The organism is Streptomyces sp. NPDC028331 (genome assembly GCF_055565775.1).
This window is the reverse complement of record NZ_JBVHTR010000008.1, coordinates 156,991-176,862: the sequence shown is the minus strand read 5'-3', so window position 1 is coordinate 176,862 and position 19,872 is coordinate 156,991. Positions and strand designations below refer to the sequence as shown.

General features: G+C 72.9%; 16 protein-coding genes and 1 pseudogene. 6 read left to right on the top strand and 11 right to left on the bottom strand.

Going from position 1 to position 19,872, the window contains the following annotated elements; genetic code table 11:
* Window positions 1-100 precede the first annotated feature (100 nt).
* From ACZ4SW_RS14585 to ACZ4SW_RS14575, 3 genes are read right to left on the bottom strand one after another with little or no spacing between them, the layout of a single operon-like run.
* Window positions 101-901: a sugar phosphate isomerase/epimerase family protein gene (locus ACZ4SW_RS14585; RefSeq protein ID WP_468242671.1), complete on the bottom strand. Its 801-nt coding sequence runs from the start codon at window positions 899-901 to the stop codon at window positions 101-103.
* 32 nt (window positions 902-933) lie between these two features.
* Window positions 934-2,085: a dihydrodipicolinate synthase family protein gene (locus tag ACZ4SW_RS14580; RefSeq protein ID WP_468242349.1), complete on the bottom strand. Its 1,152-nt coding sequence runs from the start codon at window positions 2,083-2,085 to the stop codon at window positions 934-936.
* On the bottom strand, window positions 2,082-3,233 hold the full coding sequence (locus ACZ4SW_RS14575) for a Gfo/Idh/MocA family protein (protein WP_468242347.1): 1,152 nt from the start codon (window positions 3,231-3,233) through the stop codon (window positions 2,082-2,084). The genes ACZ4SW_RS14580 and ACZ4SW_RS14575 overlap by 4 nt, the downstream gene beginning before the upstream one ends.
* Window positions 3,234-3,598: 365 nt before the next feature.
* Here ACZ4SW_RS14575 and ACZ4SW_RS14570 point away from each other — a divergent pair, with 365 nt between their 5' ends.
* Window positions 3,599-4,639, top strand: coding sequence for a LacI family DNA-binding transcriptional regulator (locus ACZ4SW_RS14570; protein ID WP_468242344.1), 1,041 nt, complete (start codon window positions 3,599-3,601; stop codon window positions 4,637-4,639).
* Between the two features lie 353 nt (window positions 4,640-4,992).
* The gene (locus ACZ4SW_RS14565) at window positions 4,993-5,793 is read left to right on the top strand and encodes a sugar phosphate isomerase/epimerase family protein (protein ID WP_468242669.1); all 801 of its coding nucleotides are present in this window, start codon (window positions 4,993-4,995) and stop codon (window positions 5,791-5,793) included.
* 83 nt (window positions 5,794-5,876) lie between these two features.
* Here the strand turns inward: ACZ4SW_RS14565 and ACZ4SW_RS14560 are convergent, their stop codons facing one another.
* The 3 genes from ACZ4SW_RS14560 to ACZ4SW_RS14550 all read right to left on the bottom strand — a co-directional run bounded on the left by ACZ4SW_RS14560 (window position 5,877) and on the right by ACZ4SW_RS14550 (window position 8,735).
* Window positions 5,877-7,154 (bottom strand): vanadium-dependent haloperoxidase, encoded by a 1,278-nt coding sequence (locus tag ACZ4SW_RS14560; protein ID WP_468242342.1) that lies wholly within the window; start codon window positions 7,152-7,154, stop codon window positions 5,877-5,879.
* 556 nt (window positions 7,155-7,710) lie between these two features.
* Window positions 7,711-8,292, bottom strand: coding sequence for an RBBP9/YdeN family alpha/beta hydrolase (locus ACZ4SW_RS14555; RefSeq protein ID WP_468242340.1), 582 nt, complete (start codon window positions 8,290-8,292; stop codon window positions 7,711-7,713).
* A 26-nt stretch (window positions 8,293-8,318) separates the two neighbouring features.
* On the bottom strand, window positions 8,319-8,735 hold the full coding sequence (locus tag ACZ4SW_RS14550) for an ATP-binding protein (protein WP_468242337.1): 417 nt from the start codon (window positions 8,733-8,735) through the stop codon (window positions 8,319-8,321).
* Between the two features lie 35 nt (window positions 8,736-8,770).
* On the opposite strand from ACZ4SW_RS14550, the gene ACZ4SW_RS14545 reads away from it, so the two are divergent.
* Complete coding sequence (locus tag ACZ4SW_RS14545; protein ID WP_468242335.1) at window positions 8,771-9,034, top strand: DUF397 domain-containing protein; 264 nt, start codon at window positions 8,771-8,773, stop codon at window positions 9,032-9,034.
* On the opposite strand, the gene ACZ4SW_RS14540 is transcribed toward ACZ4SW_RS14545, so the two are convergent.
* From ACZ4SW_RS14540 to ACZ4SW_RS14530, 3 genes and pseudogenes are all read right to left on the bottom strand, one after another.
* A complete protein-coding gene (locus tag ACZ4SW_RS14540; protein ID WP_468242332.1) occupies window positions 8,935-9,582 on the bottom strand; it encodes a GNAT family N-acetyltransferase in 648 nt (215 codons plus the stop codon). The two genes, ACZ4SW_RS14545 and ACZ4SW_RS14540, sit on opposite strands and share 100 nt — an antisense overlap.
* Window positions 9,583-9,971: 389 nt before the next feature.
* A pseudogene (locus ACZ4SW_RS14535) lies at window positions 9,972-10,738 on the bottom strand (3-phosphoshikimate 1-carboxyvinyltransferase).
* Window positions 10,739-10,742: 4 nt separating this feature from the next.
* Window positions 10,743-11,666 (bottom strand): EamA family transporter, encoded by a 924-nt coding sequence (locus tag ACZ4SW_RS14530; protein ID WP_468242330.1) that lies wholly within the window; start codon window positions 11,664-11,666, stop codon window positions 10,743-10,745.
* 89 nt (window positions 11,667-11,755) lie between these two features.
* Between ACZ4SW_RS14530 and ACZ4SW_RS14525 the strand changes: the two genes are divergently transcribed.
* The 3 genes from ACZ4SW_RS14525 (at window position 11,756) to ACZ4SW_RS14515 (ending at window position 15,509) form a co-directional block, all read left to right on the top strand.
* On the top strand, window positions 11,756-12,673 hold the full coding sequence (locus ACZ4SW_RS14525; protein ID WP_468242328.1) for a LysR family transcriptional regulator: 918 nt from the start codon (window positions 11,756-11,758) through the stop codon (window positions 12,671-12,673).
* 300 nt (window positions 12,674-12,973) lie between these two features.
* Entirely contained in the window at window positions 12,974-14,800 is a 1,827-nt protein-coding gene (locus ACZ4SW_RS14520; protein ID WP_468242325.1) for a glycoside hydrolase family 3 protein, read from the top strand.
* A gap of 112 nt (window positions 14,801-14,912) precedes the next feature.
* Window positions 14,913-15,509 carry a hypothetical protein gene (locus ACZ4SW_RS14515; RefSeq protein WP_468242323.1) on the top strand — a complete coding sequence of 199 codons (597 nt, stop codon included), beginning with the start codon at window positions 14,913-14,915 and terminating at the stop codon, window positions 15,507-15,509.
* A 13-nt stretch (window positions 15,510-15,522) separates the two neighbouring features.
* Here the strand turns inward: ACZ4SW_RS14515 and ACZ4SW_RS14510 are convergent, their stop codons facing one another.
* Together ACZ4SW_RS14510 and ACZ4SW_RS14505 are read right to left on the bottom strand one after the other, a co-directional pair.
* Window positions 15,523-15,909, bottom strand: a complete 387-nt coding sequence (locus tag ACZ4SW_RS14510) for a hypothetical protein (protein WP_468242322.1) — start codon at window positions 15,907-15,909, stop codon at window positions 15,523-15,525.
* Between the two features lie 147 nt (window positions 15,910-16,056).
* Window positions 16,057-19,788, bottom strand: a complete 3,732-nt coding sequence (locus ACZ4SW_RS14505) for an ABC transporter ATP-binding protein (protein ID WP_468242320.1) — start codon at window positions 19,786-19,788, stop codon at window positions 16,057-16,059.
* Window positions 19,789-19,872 lie beyond the last annotated feature (84 nt).

Genomic DNA, 19,872 nt, shown 5'->3' with positions numbered 1-19,872 from the left:
GTGTTTTTTTGGGGGGGGGTTTTTTTTGGGTGGGGGGGGGGGGGGGGAGGGGGGGGGGGGGGGCCCCCCCCCCCCCCCCCCCCCCCCCCCGGCCCGGGCGTCACCGGATGACGTGCTCCACGAACCGCTCGACCGTCTCCGCGAGGACCTCCCGGCCGTCCCGCGCCCACAGTCCGTCGTTGAACAGTTCGACCTCGATGGGACCCGTGTAGCCGGCGGCCTCGACGTAGCCCTTCCACTCGCGCATGTCGACCGCGCCGTCGCCGATCTGCCCGCGGCCGTTGAGGACGCCCTCCGGCAGCGGGGTGGTCCAGTCGGCGAGCTGGAAGGTGTGGATCCGGCCGCCGGCGCCCGCGCGGGCGATCTGCTCGGGGGCCGTGTCGTCCCACCAGATGTGGTACGTGTCCACCGTCACGCCCACCTGCTCGGCAGGGAAGCGCTCGGCCAGGTCCAGGGCCTGGGCCAGGGTCGAGACCACGCACCGGTCCGAGGCGAACATCGGGTGCAGCGGCTCGATGGCCAGACGGACGCCCCGCTCGGCCGCGTACGGGCCGAGGACGGCGAGGGCGTCCGCGATGCGCTCGCGCGCACCCCTCAGGTCCTTGCTGCCGTCGGGGAGCCCGCCCGACACCAGGACCAGGGTGTCCGTGCCCAGCGTCGCGGCCTCGTCGATCGCCGCGTGGTTGTCGCCCAGGGCCTCGGCGCGCTGCACCGGGTCGATCGCCGTGAGGAAGCCGCCCCGGCACAGGGTGGTGACGGTGAGGCCCGCGTCCCGTACGAGCTTGGCGGCGGCCTCCACCCCGTACCGCTGCACCGGTTCGCGCCACAGGCCCACGCCCCGGACGCCCAACTCCACGCAGGCGTCGACGAGTTCCGGCAGCGACAGTTGCTTCACCGTCATCTGGTTGATGGAGAACCGCTCCGGTGCCGTGCTCACTGGGCCACTCCGTACAGGGTCAGCAGCGTCTTCATGCGTGCCTCGGCCAGCTCCGGGTCCGGGAACAGGCCGAGTCCGTCGGCGAGTTCGTAGGCCTTGGCGAAGTGCGGCAGCGAGCGCGCCGACTGCAGGCCGCCGACCATCGTGAAGTGCTCCTGGTGGCCCGCGAGCCAGGCCAGGAACACCACGCCCGTCTTGTAGAAGCGGGTGGGCGCCTGGAACAGGTGGCGGGACAGCTCCACGGTGGGGTCGAGCAGCTCCCGGAAGCCCTTCGCGTCACCGGTGTCCAGGACCCGTACCGCCTCGGCGGCCAGCGGGCCGAGCGGGTCGAAGATGCCGAGCAGGGCGTGGCTGAAGCCCTTCTCGTCACCGGCGATCAGCTCCGGGTAGTTGAAGTCGTCGCCCGTGTAGCAGCGCACGCCCTGCGGGAGGCGGCGGCGCAGGTCGATCTCGCGCTGGGCGTCGAGCAGGGAGATCTTGACGCCGTCCACCTTGTCCGGATGGGCGGCGATGACCTCCAGGAACACGTCCGTGGCCGCGTCCAGGTCGCCGGAGCCCCAGTAGCCCTCGAGGGCCGGGTCGAACATCGGGCCGAGCCAGTGCAGGACGACGGGTTCGGCGGCCTGGCGCAGCAGGTGGCCGTAGATCTCCAGGTAGTCCTCGGGACCCCGCGCCGTGGCGGCCAGCGCGCGGGAGGCCATGAGGATCGCCTGGGCGCCCGCCTCCTCCACCACGGCGAGCTGCTCCTCGTACGCCTTGCGGATCTCCTCCAGGGATCCGGCGGCGAGCTGGTCGGTGCCCACCCCGCAGGCGATCCTGCCGCCGACCGCCTTCGCCTCGGCGGCGGAGCGGCGGATCAGCTCGGCCGCGCCCGCCCAGTCCAGGCCCATGCCGCGCTGCGCGGTGTCCATGGCCTCCGCCACGCCGAGCCCGTGCGACCACAGGTGGCGGCGGAAGGCGAGGGTGGCGTCCCAGTCGACGGCGGCGGGCGAGTCGGGGGACACGTCGGCGTACGGGTCGGCGACGACGTGCGCCGCCGAGAAGACCGTACGGGAGGTGAAGGGCGTGCCGGAGGAGAGGGCGAGGGGTTCGCGGCGCGGCTCATAGGCCGTCAGCCGTCCGCTCGCGTCGGGCAGATGGATGGTCACAGCGCGATCTCCGGCACCTCGATGCGGCGGCCCTCGGCCGAGGACTTCAGGCCGAGTTCGGCGAGCTGCACGCCCCGGGCGCCGGCCAGCAGGTCCCAGTGGTAGGGGGCCTCGGCGTAGACGTGCTTGAGGAACAGCTCCCACTGGGCCTTGAAGCCGTTGTCGAACTCGCCGTTGTCCGGCACCTCCTGCCACTGGTCGCGGAAGACCTCGGTGGCGGGGATGTCCGGGTTCCACACCGGCTTCGGGGTCGCGGACCGGTGCTGCACGCGGCACTTGCGCAGCCCGGCGACCGCCGAGCCCTCGGTGCCGTCGACCTGGAACTCCACCAGCTCGTCGCGGTTGACGCGCACCGCCCAGGAGGAGTTGATCTGGGCGATCGCGCCGCCCTCGAGTTCGAAGACGCCGTACGCGGCGTCGTCCGCCGTCGCGTCGTAGGGCTTGCCGTCCTCGTCCCAGCGCTGCGGGATGTGGGTGGTCGCCAGGGCCTGTACGGACTTCACCCGGCCGAACAGCTCGTGCAGCACGTACTCCCAGTGCGGGAACATGTCGACGACGATGCCACCGCCGTCCTCGGCACGGTAGTTCCAGGAGGGGCGCTGGGCGGGCTGCCAGTCGCCCTCGAACACCCAGTAGCCGAACTCGCCGCGCACCGAGAGGATCCGGCCGAAGAAGCCGCCGTCGATGAGCCGCTTCAGCTTCAGCAGGCCGGGCAGGAAGATCTTGTCCTGGACGACACCGTGCTTGACGCCCTTCTCGTGGGCGAGGCGGGCCAGCTCCAGGGCGCCCTCCAGGCCCGTCGCGGTCGGCTTCTCGGTGTAGATGTGCTTGCCGGCCGCGATCGCCTTCTTGATCGACTCCTCGCGGGCGGAGGTCACCTGCGCGTCGAAGTAGATGTCGACGGTCGGGTCGGCGAGGACCGCGTCCACGTCCGTCGACCAGTGCTCCAGGCCGTGCTGCTCGGCGAGCGCCTTCAGGGCGTGCTCGCGGCGGCCGACGAGGACCGGCTCGGGCCACAGCACGGCGCCGTCGCCCAGGTCGAGGCCGCCCTGCTCGCGGAGGGCCAGGATGGAGCGGACGAGGTGCTGGCGGTAGCCCATGCGTCCCGTCACGCCGTTCATGGCGATGCGCACCGTCTTGCGTGTCACGTCGATCCCTTCGTACGCGTCCGGCGCCGCGTACGCTCTCCGGCGAGCGTGACAGCAAGCGCTTTCTATACAGAAAGACGCTAGCCTCTGTGCGGCGGCTCGGACAAGACCGCGGAGGCGACGAGATGTACGTCTCCGTATACAACGTCACACGACGTGACACGACGGACACGGGACCGTGAAGTCGGGCGGTTCGGGAGCGTGAAGTTGGTCGGTCCGTCGAACACGGTGAACCGCAAGCCTGTACACGGGTGTCTGTAGGGCTGTAGATGGATCTCGGCGGATGTCGGCGATGTCGCTGGACGGACGGCGCGGACGCCGCCGAGCACGGGTACGACGAGACACGCGACCGGAGGACGACGACGATGACGGTGACCCTGGCGGACGTGGCGGCGCGCGCGCAGGTGTCGCCCGCCACCGTGTCGCGCGTACTGAACGGGAACTATCCCGTGGCGGCGTCCACCCGGGAGCGGGTACTGCGCGCGGTGGACGAGCTGGACTACGTGCTCAACGGCCCGGCGAGCGCGCTGGCCGCGGCCACCTCCGACCTGGTCGGCATCCTGGTCAACGACATCGCCGACCCCTTCTTCGGGATCATGGCGAGCGCGATCCAGTCGGAGATCGGGGGCCCCGGCGGACGGGCCGGCGGCGAACGGCTCGCCGTGGTGTGCAACACGGGCGGCTCGCCGGAGCGGGAGCTGACGTATCTGACGCTGCTGCAGCGGCAGCGGGCGGCGGCCGTGGTGCTCACCGGTGGCGCGGTGGAGGTCAGCGCGCACGTGGAGGCCGTCGGCGCGAAGCTGCGCAAGCTCGCGGCCGCGGGGACCCGGGTGGTGCTGTGCGGCCGGCCCCCGGCACCCGAGGCGATCGCCCTCACCTTCGACAACCGCGGCGGTGGCCGGCAGCTCACCGAGCACCTGATCGGACTCGGGCACCGGCGGCTCGGCTACATCGCGGGCCCGGAGGAGCGCACGACGACGCGGCACCGCCTGGAGGGCCACCGGGCGGCACTGGCCGCCGCCGGGATCGAGGACGACCCGAAGCTGACGGTGCACGGCGGCTACGACCGCCGGGGCGGTTACGAGGCGACGCTGGAACTGCTGCGCAGGGACCCGTCGCTCACGGCGATCGTGGCCGCGAACGACACGGTGGCGCTGGGCGCGTGCGCGGCGCTGCGGGACTCGGGGCTGCGCATCCCGGACGACGTGTCGGTGGCGGGCTTCGACGACCTGCCGTTCGCGATCGACGCGGTACCGGCCCTGACGACGGTCCGCCTCCCGCTCTCGGAGGCGGGAGCCCGCGCGGGCCGCATCGCGATGGAGCGCGAGGAGCCGCCGCCGGGCGGGATCGCGACGGTGCGCGGGGAATTGATGGTGCGGGGGTCGACGGGGGCGCCGCGGGCGTAGGCGCGCACCGGGGGTCCACGGGCGTCGCAGGGCCGGGCGCGCGAACGGTGGGCGCGGGAGGCCGGGCGGGCGGACCGGGGTCCGCTGGGGGCCACAGGGCCAGACACGCTGACCTAGGTCCACGGGGGCGCCGCAGGGCCAGACACGCCGACCGGGATCCACGGGGACGCCGCAGGACCAGACACGCCCACCAGGATCCACGGGGACGCCGCAGGACCAGACGCGCCCACCGAGGTCCACGGGGGCGGCGCGGGGGCGTGGCGTTACCGGGTCCGCGGGCGCGATGCGCGGATGGGGCGCGCCGAGTGTCGCCGACGGGCACTCCCCACACCTGCCGAGTAGGGTCCATGAGCATGAAGCTCGCGTTCTCCACCCTCGGTGTCCCCGGCCTGCCCATACCCGATGTGGTCCACCTCGCGGCGACCCACGGCTACCACGGTGTCGAACTGCGCGCGCACCCGGACGAGCCCGTCCACCCGGGCATCGGCGCCACCGAACGGGCCGACACGGCCGCCGAGTTCAAGGCGTCCGGCGTCGAGATCCTGGGCCTGGCGGGGTACGCGCGCGTGGCCGCGCCCGGTGACGACGCGCCCGTCCTGGCCGAGATCCGCGCCCTGGTCGACCTGGCCCGCGACGTGGGCGCCCCCTTCGTCCGCGTCTTCCCCGGCGGCGGCACCGAGCAGAGCCCGGAGGAGGCCGACGCGACGGCCGCCCGGCGCCTGGGCACCGCCGCCGAGTACGCCGCCGACGCCGGGGTGCGGATCCTGCTGGAGACGCACGACTCGCACCGCACCGGCGCGGACGCCCTGCGCGTCCTCGGCGCGGTCGGCCACCGGCACGCGGGCGCCCTGTGGGACGTGATGCACACCTGGCTGGGCGGCGAGCAGCCGCAGGAGACGTACGCGGCACTGTCCCCCTACCTCGGCTACGTCCAGGTCAAGGACATCGCGTCCGCCGACGACACGACCCCGCTGCCGCTGGGTGCCGGCGTCCTCCCGCTCGCCGAGTGCGTGGAGGTCCTCTCCCGCCACCACTGGGACGGCTGGCTGTGCTGGGAGTACGAGAAGCGCTGGTACGAGTCGGCGACCCCGCTGCCGGAACTGCTGGGTGCGGGGCGGGAGCACCTGGGGCGGCTGCTGAACGAGTCGGCGTAAGGCGCCCGGCTCGAGGGCGGCGGGGAGAACCGCCATCGGCCCACTCGCCGTGCGGCGCGCCGACTGCGCGCGGATGCGGCCGGTCAGAGGCGGCGCGCCACGAAGTCGGCCACCTGCGTGCCGAGTTGTCGGCCCGCGCTGTTGTCGAGGGAGGTGTGCTGGCCCGACCAGATCCGGCTGAGCCACGCTTCGGTGGCGGCGTCCTGGAAGCCGGGGAAGGTGCGGGTGACGCCCTTCGACGTCACCGCGAGAGGGTGGTGCGCACCGTAGAGTCCGGCGAGCGTCGTCGCCGCTGCCTGGCTGAGCGCACCGTGAGCACCGGGGTAGGACGGATCCGGGGCGGTCGGCAGCAGGGGGGTCCAGGCGGGATCGCCGGTGATGCGCGGGTTGTAGTGCGTGCCGCCGAGCCGGATGGCGGTCACGGGCCGCCAGACACGGTAGGCGTACTTCGCGTCGTACATGGCGATCGCGGTGTCGGCGAGGGCCAGGTCGAGCCGGGCGAAGACCTTCACCGCCTTGTCCAGGCTCGCGTTCTGGGAGGTGACGAGGTTCTGCGCGATCTGGTTCCAGACGTTCCAGACCGGCGCCGCCGCCCAGAACTTCGCGGCCGCGGTCTGGTCCGGGGTGCGGGTGCGACTCGTCTTGCTCCCCACAGCCTTGACCTCGTTCAAGGCGGTGGCGTACGCGGCGCTGCTCACGGCCGGGGGTGCCGGCGGGCGGAACTGGCTTCCGGTGGCCAGCACGAACGGCTTGACCGAGCCCCAGTTGGTGAACACCGGTGCGGGGAAGTCGGGAGGTGTCGGCCGGTAGTCACCGGCTTTGCCGCCGAGCCTGAACGGTGGGGGTTTGACCGATGACCCGTCATGGGACCGCAGGCTGATCAACCGGCGGGCGACCTCGGCTCCCACGCGCGTGCCCGCCTGCTTGCCGGCGCCGTCGGGGATCGCGGACAGCCGGTTTTTCAGCCGCTGGTCCAGGCGTGCGCGCTTGGCCGGATAGAGGGCGACCAGCACATCGTGGGCCGCCTGGTCCGCTGCGGCATCCGCACGGGCGCCTCGCGGAGCCGACACCGAGGACACGTAGGCGCGGCCGGTCCGGGTGATCGAGACCACCGCGTCGTACTCGGCGGCCTGGAGCATCGCGAAGCTGCGCGTGGGGTGGACGGTGGACGGTTGAGCCTTCGGATCGCTCAGGATGGTGATCAGTTCGCGGTTCCACTCGACGACCGGCGTCCCGGAGGCTGATGCGGCGGTGCGCAGGGGCGGCGCGTGAGTGGCGGTGGATCCGAAGGCAGGGCTGGTGAGTCCGGCTGCCAGCGCAGTCCCGGTCAGCACGGCGAGCGTCTTCCGTATTCCACCCATGTGGTGTGGCTCCTTGTCGCTGGTGGCGGGCTGCGGCGGCGCTCGCAACCGGGGGTCATACGCGTCGGCCACGTGGTCCACCGCGGACCACAGGGGCAGCGGACACGACGGATCGGTCGGGCAGGCCGCAGCGCATGCTGCGAAGAAGGACGGACGGGGTCACTGGAGGACCACGACCGGACAACCGGCGTATCGGCCCATGACGGGCAGGGGCGTCACCCGGACGAACTTCTCCGGCGGGCGGACCGGGCGCGCCTGGTCCAACCTGATCTCCTCTTCGGGTCAGCAGGTCGCTGGCCAGCTCCAGCCTGCTGTCACCCGATCGGCGCCGCAATCCGTACGCGGCCACTCGGGTGGCCGATACACCCTTGGCGAGCCGTCCCCGGGAACCGGTCCCTGCCGGCTCCGGAGACACCGTGCTCCCCGTCCGGCCGGTTCTCGTGGCCCCGTCCGCCTGGCCCGGTGCGGAGCCCTCTTGTCCGTGGCCGGTTCTGCCTGCTCACGGTGGTGTGGGTGGCGCGGGCACCCCGGGGCTGCGCGACCGGACTACGCCGGACTACGCCGGACGCGCCGTGAACCGTACGGACCCGTCCAGGCACCACTCCAGTACGGCGGGCCAGGAGCCGTAGCCGGCGTCCAGGTCGAGGTGGGCGGCGCCGGGGACGATCTCGGCCGGAATGCCGAGGGGATCCCCGAAGACCGTCTTCGCGCCCTCCGGGCAGTACGGGTCGTCGTCGCCCGCGACGAGAAGGGTGGGCGCGGGCGGCGTCAGACCGTCGAGCTGCGGCGGTACGAAGGCGGCGACCTCCGGGTACCGGGCGAGGACGGAGGCGGACGGCGGGGCCACGAGCAGCACGCGGTCCACCTCCAGGCCCTTCACCCCGCGCGCGACCGCGTGCAGCCACAGCACACTGGACAGGCTGTGGGCGACGACGACGCGTTCGGCCCCGTCGGGCAGGTCGCCGAGGTGGCGGGCCAGCTCCGCGAGCCACACCTCCAGATCCGGGTCGTCGGGGTCGGGCAACTGCGGATAGGCGACGTGGTGGCCGAGTTCGGTGAGCCGGTCGGCCAGCCAGTGCTGCCAGTGGTCCTTCGGGCGGTGGTTCTGCCAGCCGTGGAGGATGAGGTAGGCGCTCATGGGCCGATGGTATGAACACGCTGCGGTCAGACGACGACGCGGGCCCACACCGTCTTCCCCACGCACCGTTCCCTGACCTCCCACGTCTCCGCCAGCGCGGCCACCAGCAGCAGGCCCCGGCCCGAGGTCGCCTCCGGGTCCGGGACCGACAGGACCGGCCTGCGCGGGGAGGCGTCGGACACCTCCACGTCCACGGTCTTGGCACCGTCGTACGTCATCGCCACCTCGAAGTGACGCCCCGGGACGCGGCCGTGACGGATCGCGTTCGTCGCCAGCTCGGAGACGACGAGTTCGACCACGTCCCGCGCGTCGGCCGACACCGCCCAGGAGCGCAGCACGCAGCGGGCGCCGCGGCGGGCCTCGACGACGTTGCGCGGGGTCGGTGCGAACCTCAGCCTCCAGGTGCGGAGTTGCGGAGATACGTCATCACTTTCTGTGCTCATGGAGATACTCTCGGCCATGAAGCCGTCCGCCACCAGTGGCGGAGGGTCGACGGTCGGGCACGGCAACCGATGCGGTGCGCGCGTCGAGTTGTGCAGAGCCGGTTCAAAGCGGCTACAGCGATTCCGGCGGCGGTGATTGCGTGGAGGTCGCCTCCACCGCCTCCATACACATCCGCGACTCCAAGGCCCCGGACCGCCCTTACCTCACCGTCTCCCCCGCCGCCTGGGCCGACTTCCTCGCCACCCTGGCCTCCAGCAGCGACCGGCACTCGGGCCACTCCTCCGCCGTGATCGAGTAGATCGCGGAGTCCCGGAGCCGGTCCTCCTCGCCCGGTGCCCAGGAGCGGGACCAGTTGCGCAGGACGCCCTCGAAGCGGGCGCCGACGCTCTGGATCGCCGCGCGGGAGCGGTCGTTGCGGGCGTCGGTCTTCAGGTCGACGCGGGCCACGCACCACACCTCGAACGCGTGGCGGAACAGCAGGAGTTTGGACTCCGCGTTGACGCCCGTGCCCTGGGCGGAGCGGGCGAGCCAGGTGAAGCCGACCTCGATGGCGTCGAGGCGGTCGTCCGTGCGCCAGGAGCGCGGGTCCCAGAACGCCGTGGTACCGACCGCCCGCCCCGTCGCGCGGGAGATCTGTGCGTACGGGGCGAGCCGTCCCGCCGCCGCACGGCCGAGCTGGGCGTCGATGTACGCCCCGACCTGGTCCGCCCTGGGCACCCAGGTGAATGCGTACGTGTCCCGGTCCTCCTCCGCCGCCACCGCCAGCTCGGCCGCATGCCGGTGCTCCAGCGGCTCCAGGCGCACCAGCGCGCCTTCCAGGAGCGGCCCCTCCAACGTGAACGCCAACGCTCTCCAGCCCCCTCGGTCCGGCAACTCCGCACGCGGTTCCGTGAACGCCCCGACAAAGCCTGAAGAGTCTGCCGTACGGACCCGAGGTCGTCGAACGAGATTCGGGACACCGACGCCCCGGTCCGCTCCGTGAGACCGTCGGAGCGCCCGGTGACCTCGGCGATCGGTTCGGCCTGTTGCCGATGCGACAGCATGCCGGGGCCGTTGAAGCGGCGTGAGTGGCCGTCGAACGTATTTCGAAAGCGTCAATCGGGGACGGCCCCCGGCCCCGGCCCCTGTCAGCTCCCCGACCGCAACAGATCCGCCGAATCTGTTGCACCCAGAACCCCCACCCACCCCGCCCACCGACCGGAGCCGGTCCACAACCGGCCGCTCCCGCCAGGCGCCTACAACCCCGCCCGCAGCTCCGCGAACGCCTCGTGGAAGTCCGCGAAGGTCTTCCGTACGCAGCCGGGGTCGTCGAACGAGATTCCCGGCACCCGAAGTCCCGTCACCGCCAAGGACATGGCGATCCGGTGGTCGCCGTACGTCTTGACGTCCGCGCCCGACGACGTCCCCGTGCCCGCCGTCGTCCCCGGCGCGATCTCGATCCAGTCCGGGCCACGTACGGCGCCGACACCAGGTCCGTCACCGTGATGCGCAGACCCTGGCGCGTGAGCGGGCCGAGGAGCAGCAGGGCCGTGAGGTACTGCTGGCCCGCGTTCAGCACCACCTCGCCGCCCTCCACGCCGACCGCCTCCACCGTCAGCGGATGGTGCCCTTCCGCCCCCTCGTGCCGCACCCGTACCCCCAGGTCCCGCAGCGCCCGGGTCAGCGGGCCCAGCGGGCGGCGCCGCATCTGCGGCGAGGCGTCGAAGCGGTACGTGCCGTGTCCGGTGGCGGCCAGGGTGGGCAGGAAGCGGGCCGTGGTCGCCCCGTCGCGGCAGTACACGTCCGCCTCCGTGACCGCCGGGCCCTGCGGGCGGCCGTCGACGTGCCAGGCCTCCGGGGTCCGGCCGACGCGGTACCCGAGGGTGTGCAGCCCCTGCGCGAAGCCCTCCGTATCGTCCGACCGCAGCGGCCGTACGAGCGTGGTGACGCCGTCGGCCGCGGCGGCCAGGAAGAGCGCGCGGGCGGTGATGGACTTGGAACCGGGGATCTCGACTTCGGGCATGGCCTCATGCTGGCTCGCTGATCGGTGCGCTCGCCGGCACGTCCGCCGACTGGACCCTCTTCGGCCGGGCGCTCCCCGCCGGCGCCAGGGACGTCAGCGCCACCCCGCCCACCAGCAGTGCCGCCGCGCCCCAGCGCAGGGGGCCGACCGGTTCGCCCAGGAACAGGGCCGCGGACGACATGCCGAAGACCGGGACCAGCAGGGAGAACGGGGCGACCGTGGACGCGGGGTGACGGCGCAGCAGCCAGCCCCAGGCGCCGAAGCCGAACACCGTGGTGACCCAGGCGACGTAGAGGACGATGCCGGCGCCCTGCCAGTCGAGGGCGCGCAGTGCGGCGAGGTCGCGGGACGGGCCCTCGGTGAGGAGGGACAGGCCGAGCAGGGGCAGGACCGGCACCGTGCTCACCCACACCATGAAGTTGAGGGGGTCCGGCGGGGACGCCTTGCGGGTGAGGACGTTGGACAGGCCCCAGCAGGCCGCCGCCACGATGACCAGGGCGAACGCGCCGAGCGGGCCGGCCGTTCCCTCGTCGACGGCCGCGAGGGCCACACCGCCCAGGGCCACCGCCATGCCCAGCGCCCTCAGGCGCGTGGGGCGTTCGCCGAGGAGCGCGAAGGCCATGAGCGCCGTGAACACCGCCTGGATCTGGAGGACCAGCGAGGACAGCCCGGCGGGCATCCCCGCGGCCATGCCGAGGAACAGCAGCCCGAACTTGGCCACACCCAGCACCAGGCCCACCGCCGCGATCCACTTCCACGCCACCTTGGGGCGGCCCACGAGGAGGACGGCGGGGACGGCCGCGGCCAGGAAGCGCAGGGCCGAGAACAGCAGGGGCGGGAAGTGGGCGAGACCGAGCTCTATGACGGTGAAGTTGACGCCCCAGACCGCGGCGACGAGGACGGCGAGAGACAGGTGTGCGGGTCGCATGCGTCGAGCATCACGGGCGGCGACCGTGAAGCACCAGCGATGATTACTGCATGGTTGGATGAAGTACGTCTAATTCCCCAGGGGGCATCTTGCTCGATCTCCAGCGCCTGCGCGCCCTGCACGCCGTCTCCGTCCACGGCACGGTCGGCGCCGCGGCCGTCGCGCTCGGATACACCCCGTCCGCCGTGTCCCAGCAGATCGCCAAGCTGGAGCGGGAGACCAGGACCGTGCTGCTCGAACGGGAGGGGCGCGGCGTACGCCTCACCGACGAGGCCCTGCAACTCGTCGCCGCCGCCCAGGAGTTGCTGGCGATCGTGGAGCGGGCCGAGACCGAGCTGGAGGAGCGGCGAGGGCTGCCCGCCGGGCGGCTGACGGTGGCGGCGTTCGCGTCGGCCGCGCGGGGGCTGATGCCGGGGGTGCTGGCGGACCTCGCGCGCCGGCACCCCGCTCTGGACACCCGGCTGACCGAGGTGGACCCGCATCTGTCCGTCGATCTGGTCGCCAAGGGCGTGGTGGACGTCGCCGTGGCGCACGACTGGGACATCGCGCCGCTGCCCGCACCCGAGGGGGTGGAACAGGCGGTCATCGGGGACGACCTGTGCGATCTGCTGGTGCCCGCCGGTCACCGCTTCGCCGGGCGGACGGCCGTACGCCGCGACGAGCTGGGCGGTGAGCGGTGGATCTGCCAGCCGCCGGGCCGGGTCTGCCACGAGTGGCTGGTGCGGACGCTGCGCGCGGCCGGGCACGAGCCCGAGGTGGTCCACCAGGCCGACGAGAACCCGACCCTGGTCGCGCTGGTCGCCGCCGGACTCGGCATCGCGCTGATCCCGCGGCTGGGCCGGGGTCCGCTGCCCGACGGGGTCGTCGAGGTGCCCCTGGACCCCATACCCGTACGGCACCTGTACGCGCTGTGGCGCAGGGGCGCGGCCCGGCGGCCGGCGATCGCCGAGACCGTGCGCACCCTCCAGCACCACTGGCCCACGGTGTCGGCACACACGCCCCGTTGACCACGCTCGTACCGACTTCCGGCCACCGGCCGTTTCCGGGGAACCCGACCCGGGGCGCCTTCGTCCCATGGGCAGGTTGCCGGATGAGTCTCCGCGGTGCGGTGTCGGCCTCGCTGCTGGCTGCGAACGCTGACCACCCTCTCCGCCGCACGCGGCCGGCAGCACGCCGCCGTCGGCGCGCCCCCCTCCACAGCGCCGATGGCGGCCCCTCCTGTGCGGCGCCTTGACCGGCGGAAACTTCCCGGATATTGCTGACTCCTCGGAAGTTTCCTTCAGTGTTCTCCTCCGGAAGGAGCGCACGTGCACGACTCCGGCACGGGAAGCGACGCACAGCCCTCCAGACGCGCGGTCCTCGCCGCCGGGGCGGGCCTGACGGCGGCCCTCGCGCTCACGCCGGGCGCCGCCGACGCCGCCGGGTACGACGACAGGCGGCTCATGGACCTGATCTCGCGCATGACGCTCGAGGAGAAGGTCGGGCAGCTCTTCATGGTGCGGGTCCACGGCCATTCGGCGACCGACCCGGACCAGGCCGACATCGACGCCAACCTGAAGGAGACCGGCGTCCGCACCGCCGCCGAGCTGATCGCCGGATACCGGGTCGGCGGGATCGTCTACTTCACCTCGGCGCACAACACCCGCGACCCCCGTCAGATCGCCGAACTGTCCAACGGCATCCAGAAGGCGTCGCTCGACCGGCCCCGCGGCCTGCCCGTGCTCATCGCCACCGACCAGGAGCACGGGGTCGTCGCCCGCGTGGGCAGGCCCGCGACCCTGTTCCCGGGAGCGATGGCGATCGGCGCCGGGCGTTCCCGGGCCGACGCGCAGACCCTGGGCCGGATCGCCGGGGCCGAGCTGCGCGCCCTCGGCATCCGCCAGAACTACTCCCCCGACGCGGACGTGAACGTCAACCCGGCCAACCCGGTCATCAACGTGCGGTCCTTCGGCGCCGACCCGGAAGCGGTGGCGGGCCTGGTCGCCGCGGAGGTGAGGGGCTATCAGTCCTCGGGCGTCGCGGCGACCGCCAAGCACTTCCCGGGCCACGGCGACACCGCCGTCGACAGCCACTACGGATTCCCCGTCATCACGCACAGCCGTGAGCTGTGGGAGAGGCTGGACGCGGTGCCGTTCCGGGCGGCGGTCCGGGCCGGGGTCGACGCCCTCATGACCGCGCACATCATGGTGCCCGCGCTGGACGGCTCGGGCGACCCCGCGACCCTCTCTCGCCCCGTCGTCACCGGCATCCTGCGCGAGGAACTGGGCTACGACGGGGTCGTGGTGACCGACTCGCTCCGCATGCAGGGCGTACGGCAGAAGTACGGCGACGACCGGGTGCCCGTGCTCGCCCTGAAGGCCGGAGTCGACCAGTTGCTCGACCCGCCCGACCTGGACCTCGCCTGGAACGCGGTGCGCGGCGCGGTGCGGGGCGGCGAGCTGACCGAGGCCCGGCTCGACGAGTCGTTGCTGCGCATCCTGCGGCTGAAGGCGAAGCTGGGGCTGCCGGACCGGCCGTACGTGACCGGGGCCGGCGTCGACCGGACCGTCGGCGCCCCGGAGCATCTGCGCGCGGCGGACCGCATCGCGGAGCGTACGACCACGCTGCTGGTCAACCGGGAGCGTCTGCTGCCGCTTTCCCGCCGCACCCACCCCCGGCTGCTGGTGGCCGGTGCGGACCCGGCGTCCCCGACGGGCACCGACGGGCCGCCCACCACCGTGCTGGCGAACGCCCTGACCGAGCTGGGCTTCACGGTGACCGCGCTGCCGACCGGCACGTCGCCCTCGTCACAGACGATCGCGGAGGCGGTGACGGCGGCGACGGCCGTGGACGCGGTGGTCGTGGGGACGTACGACGTGAGCGCGACCGGCTCCCAGCGGACACTGGTGAGCCGGCTGGCCGCCACCGGGAGGCCGGTGATCGCGCTCGCTCTCCGCAATCCGTACGACGTGGCCCGACTGCCGGAGGTGGGCGCCTTCCTGGCGTCGTACTCCTGGACGGACGTCGGACTGCGGGCCGCGGCGCGGGTGATCGCGGGCCGGGTGAGGCCGCGCGGGAGGCTGCCGGTACCGGTGCCGCGGGCGGACGACCCGGCGCAGGTGCTGTACCCGATCGGGTACGGGCTGTCGTACTAGCCGTACGCCGGGTACGGGGTATCCCGCCCCCGAATGTCGCAAAGCACCCGAGACGTCTGGCGTGGGCCGTTGCCGAGGGTCACGCTGGACCGGGGTGGACGGGGGGTGGGCGATGCGAGGGACGCGTGCGTTGCTGGGTGCGCTGCTGGCCGCTGCGCTGGCGGGCGGCGGGCTCTCCGGTTGCGGGACGGTGTCGGAGGCGGCGAAGGACCGGCCGAGCGGGCGCGCCACGTCGCCGGCGCCGTCCGGGTTCGGCGCCGAGTTCCTCGGCGTGGACGAGTGCAGTTCGTTCGGGACCACGAGCTTCACCGAAGTGCCGTGCACCAGCGAACGGGCCGCGGCCCGGGTGGTCGCGCGGTACGACGGCGACCCGGCGCAGGGCCCGGAGTGCCCGGCGACCACGGACTTCGTGCTGCACATCAGCCCGTCGGGGGTGGTGCGGCGCGGGTACGCGTGCATGCGGAATCTGGAACCGCCGCACCCGGGCGACCCCGGCGGCGGGGGCGGCCCGCGCACCATCGTCGGGGACTGCGTCTACGGCGCGGGCAAGGGGGAGGTCCGGGAGACCGCCTGCGACGGCAAGGGCGGGCACGCGCCCGAGTACCGGGTGACGTCGGCGGTCGTGCGCCGGGCGCAGTGTCCGCCGTCGACGGCGCTCTACGTCCAGCTCGGCGGCAGCACACCGGTGGGGTGCGCCCGGCGGCTGTGAACCCCGCTGCGCGTCAGCAGAGGATCCACCCGGAGCTGACCGATCCCGATCCGACGGCACCGCGGATCCACACGCAGCGGTGGCCTGCGTGCACGGTGACGGGCCCGGCGTGGTGCGTGTACTGCCCGATGTCGACCGCGGGACGGCTGCCGCGCGCCTGGACGCTCACCGACATGGTTCTCCTGCCGGACACCTTCTTCGCGAGGGTCACCGCGCAGACGTAGCCGTCGCGCTTGTAGACCTGCACGGAGCCGGTGGAGAACGACAGCGTACGAACCCTGCTTCCCGAGCAGTAGTCGGCCGCCTCCGCGTGCCCCGGGCTCGCCAGCGCGAGCAGCCCGGAAGCCGTCAGCACGGTCATGCCGAGCGCCAGGCGCCGGCGTATCGCACTCGTGTCCACCTCTGCGGTCCCTCCCCGCGACGATGAGCGTACTGGTGTACGGACGCATGGCGTACGGCGGATGGTTGCATCGCGGGGGTGCACGCAGGCGCACTTTTTCGAACGTTTGGGGAAACGTCCGCAGGATTTACCGAACTCGACGGGACGTCAGGCCGAGGAGCCGACCGGCTCCTCCTGCTCCGGCTCCCCCACGAACGTCCGCCACAGCTCGGCGTACCGGCCGCCGCGGCGCAGCAGCTCCTCGTGGGTGCCGTCCTCGACGATGCGGCCGTGGTCCATGACCACCACCCGGTCGGCGCGGGCCGCCGTCGTCAGGCGGTGCGCCACCACCAGAGTCGTACGGCGGCCGGCGAGACGGTCCGTGGCCTGGTTGACCTGGGCCTCGGTGGCCAGGTCGAGCGCGGCCGTCGCCTCGTCGAGCAGCAGGATGTCGGGGTCCACCAGCTCCGCGCGGGCCAGCGCGATCAACTGCCGCTGTCCTGCGGACAGGTTGCGGCCGCGCTCGGCCACCTCGTGCAGGTAGCCGCCCTCGAGGCGGGCGATCATGTCGTGCGCGCCCACCGCCCGCGCGGCGGCCTCCACCTCGGCGTCGGTCGCCTCCGGACGGCCGTAGGCGATGGCGTCCCGGACGGTCCCCTGGAACAGGTACGCCTCCTGCGGGACCACGCCGAGCCGGTGCCGGTAGGACGTCAGGTCCAGCGAGCGCAGATCCGTGCCGTCGGCCAGCACCCTGCCGCGCGTGGGGTCGTAGAACCGGGCGACGAGCTTGACCAGGGTCGACTTGCCCGCGCCGGTCTCGCCGACGAACGCGACGGTCTGCCCCGCCGGGATCGTCAGGTCCACGCCGGACAGCGCCTCTTCGTCGCCGCCGTAGGCGAAGTGGACGCCCTCGAAGGTGATCTCGCCGCGCAGCGACCGCACCTGAAGCGGCTCGTCGGCGGCCTTGGTGCCGGTGGGCTCCTGGAGGAGTTCCCGGATGCGGCCCAACGAGACCGTGGCCTGCTGGTAGCCGTCGAACACCTGGGAGAGCTGCTGCACCGGCGCGAAGAACAGGTCGATGTACAACAGGTACGCGACCAGAGCGCCCGTCGTCAGCGTCCCCGCCCCGATCCGGTGCGCGCCCACGATCAGCACGGACGCCGCGGCCACCGACGACAGCAACTGCACGAACGGGAAGTAGACGGAGATCAGCCACTGGCCGCGGATGCGCGCCCGGCGGTAGGAGTCACTGCCCTCGGCGAACCGCCGCCCGCCGTCCCGTTCGCGCCGGAACGCCTGCAGGATGCGCAGCCCGGACACCGACTCCTGCAGGTCCGCGTTGACCGCCGACACCCGCTCGCGGGCCAGTTCGTACGCCTTCACGCTGGCCCGGCGGAAGAAGAAGGTCGCCACGATCAGCGGCGGCAGGGTGACGAACACGACGAGCGCGAGCTGCACGTCGATCACCAGCAGCGCGACCATGATGCCGAAGAAGGTGACGAGGGAGACGAAGGCCGTCACCAGCCCGGTCTGGAGGAACGTCGACAGGGCGTCGACGTCCGTCGTCATCCGCGTCATGATCCGGCCGGTCAGCTCCCGCTCGTAGTAGTCGAGGCCGAGCCGCTGGAGCTGGGCGAAGATCTTCAGCCGCAGCGAGTACAGGACGCGTTCGCCGGTCCGCCCGGTCATCCGGGTCTCGCCGACCTGCGCCGTCCACTGGATCAGCACGGTGACCAGCGCCAGCAGGGACGCGGACCAGACGGCGCCCAGGGCCATCCGGGAGACGCCCTGGTCGATGCCGTGCCGGATCAGGATCGGCAGCAGCAGCCCCATGCCCGCGTCCACGGCGACGAGGACGAGGCTGACGAGCAGGGGCAGCCCGAAGCCGCGCAGCAGCCGGGTGAGGCCGTAGGACTCCTCGGGCTGGACGGCGCGCGCCTCGTCGACCCCGGGGGTGTCGGTGGCCGGGGGCAGCTTGTCGACCTGGGCGAGCAGTTCGGGGGTCGCCGGAGTCCCGGCGAGGGCGTGGTCCTTGGGTTCGCGGTCGCCGGACCACAGACGCGGGGTGACGCCGCGCTCGGCGTCGAACTCGGCGTCCAGCTCGTCCCGGACGCTCGTGTCCTCCTGCGGTGCGGCCGGCAGGGCGTGGCCCGGCGAGACACCGCCCAGCTCGTCGGGGTCGGTGAGGAGACGTCGGTAGAGGGCGGAACGCTCCTGCAGCTCCTCGTGGGTGCCGATGTCGGCGAGACGGCCGCCGTCGAGGACGGCGATGCGGTCGGCGAGGTTGAGGGTGGAGCGGCGGTGGGCGATCAGCAGGGTCGTGCGGCCCTCCATGACCTGCTTCAGGGCTTCGTGGATCTCGTGCTCGACGCGGGCGTCCACCGCCGAGGTCGCGTCGTCGAGGACCAGCAGCCGCGGGTCGGCGAGGATGGCGCGGGCGAGCGCGATGCGCTGGCGCTGGCCGCCGGAGAGGGTCAGGCCGTGCTCGCCGACCTTGGTGCCGTAGCCGTCGGGCAGCTCGACGATGAAGCGGTCCGCCTGGGCGGCGCGCGCGGCCCGCTCGATCTCCTCGTCGGTGGCGTCGGGGCGGCCGTAGGCGATGTTGTTGCGGACCGTGTCCGAGAAGAGGAACGAGTCCTCGGGGACCAGCCCGATCGCGGCCCGCAGGGATGCCAGGGTCAGCTCGCGCACGTCGTGGCCGCCGACGAGGACGGCGCCGTGCGTGACGTCGTAGAAGCGCGGCAGCAGCAGCGAGACGGTGGACTTGCCGGAGCCGGAGGAGCCGACGACGGCGAGGGTCTCGCCGGGTCGGATCTCGAAGGAGAGGCCGTCCAGGACCTGGCGCCCGTCCTCGTAGGCGAAGGAGACGTCGTCGAACTCGACGGTCGCCGGGGCGTCGGCGGGCAGCTCCCTGGTGCCGTCCTGCAGCGACGGTTCGGTGTCGATCAGCTCCAGGACCCGCTCGGCGCCCGCGCGGGCCTGCTGGCCGACGGTGAGGACCACGGCGAGCATGCGGACCGGTCCGACGAGCTGCGCCAGGTAGGAGGAGAACGCGACGAACGTGCCGAGCGTGATGTGGCCGCGCACCGCGAGCCAGCCGCCGAGCGCCAGCATGGCGACCTGACCGAGCGCGGGCACGGCCTGGAGGGCGGGGGTGTACCTGGCATTGAGCCGGATGGTGCGCAGCCGTCCCGCGAACAGCCGGCGCCCGACCTCCCGGAGCTTGCCGGTCTCCTGTTCCTCCTGCCCGAAGCCCTTCACCACGCGTACGCCGCTGACGGCGCCGTCGACCACGGTCGCCACGGCGGCGGCCTGCGCCTGGGCGTACCAGGTGGCCGGGTGCAGCCGGGCCCGGCTGCGCTTGGCGATGAACCCCAGGGCGGGTGCCACGGCGAGGGCGACCAGGGTCAGAGGCAGCGACAGCCACGCCATGACCACCAGGGAGACCAGGAAGAGCAGGACGTTGCCGATCGTCATCGGGAGCATGAAGAGCAGGCCCTGGATGAGCTGGAGGTCGCTGGTGGCGCGGCCGACCACCTGGCCGGTGGACAGCTCGTCCTGGCGCCGCCCGTCCAGCCGGGTGATCGTCCCGTACATCGCCGTCCGCAGGTCGTGCTGGACGTCGAGGGCGAGGCGGCCGCCGTAGTAGCGGCGGACGTAGGTGAGGACGTAGACCAGGACGGCCGTGCCGATCAGGGCGCCGGCCCAGGGGGCCATGGGCCGGCTGTGGTTCCCGATGACGTCGTCGATGATCACCTTGGTGATCAGGGGCACCAGGGCCGTGAGCGCCATGCCGGCGAGGGAGGAGCCGAGCGCGAGGACGACGTCCTTCGGGTACCGCCAGGCGTACCCCGCCAGTCGCCGCGCCCAGCCGCGATGCTCCTCCTCGTGCTCTGCCACGCCGGTGCCCTCCTTCAGACCTGGTCTACCGGAAGGCACCAACGCCGTCAGCAGCGGATTTCATCCCTCCGCAACATTCGGAGG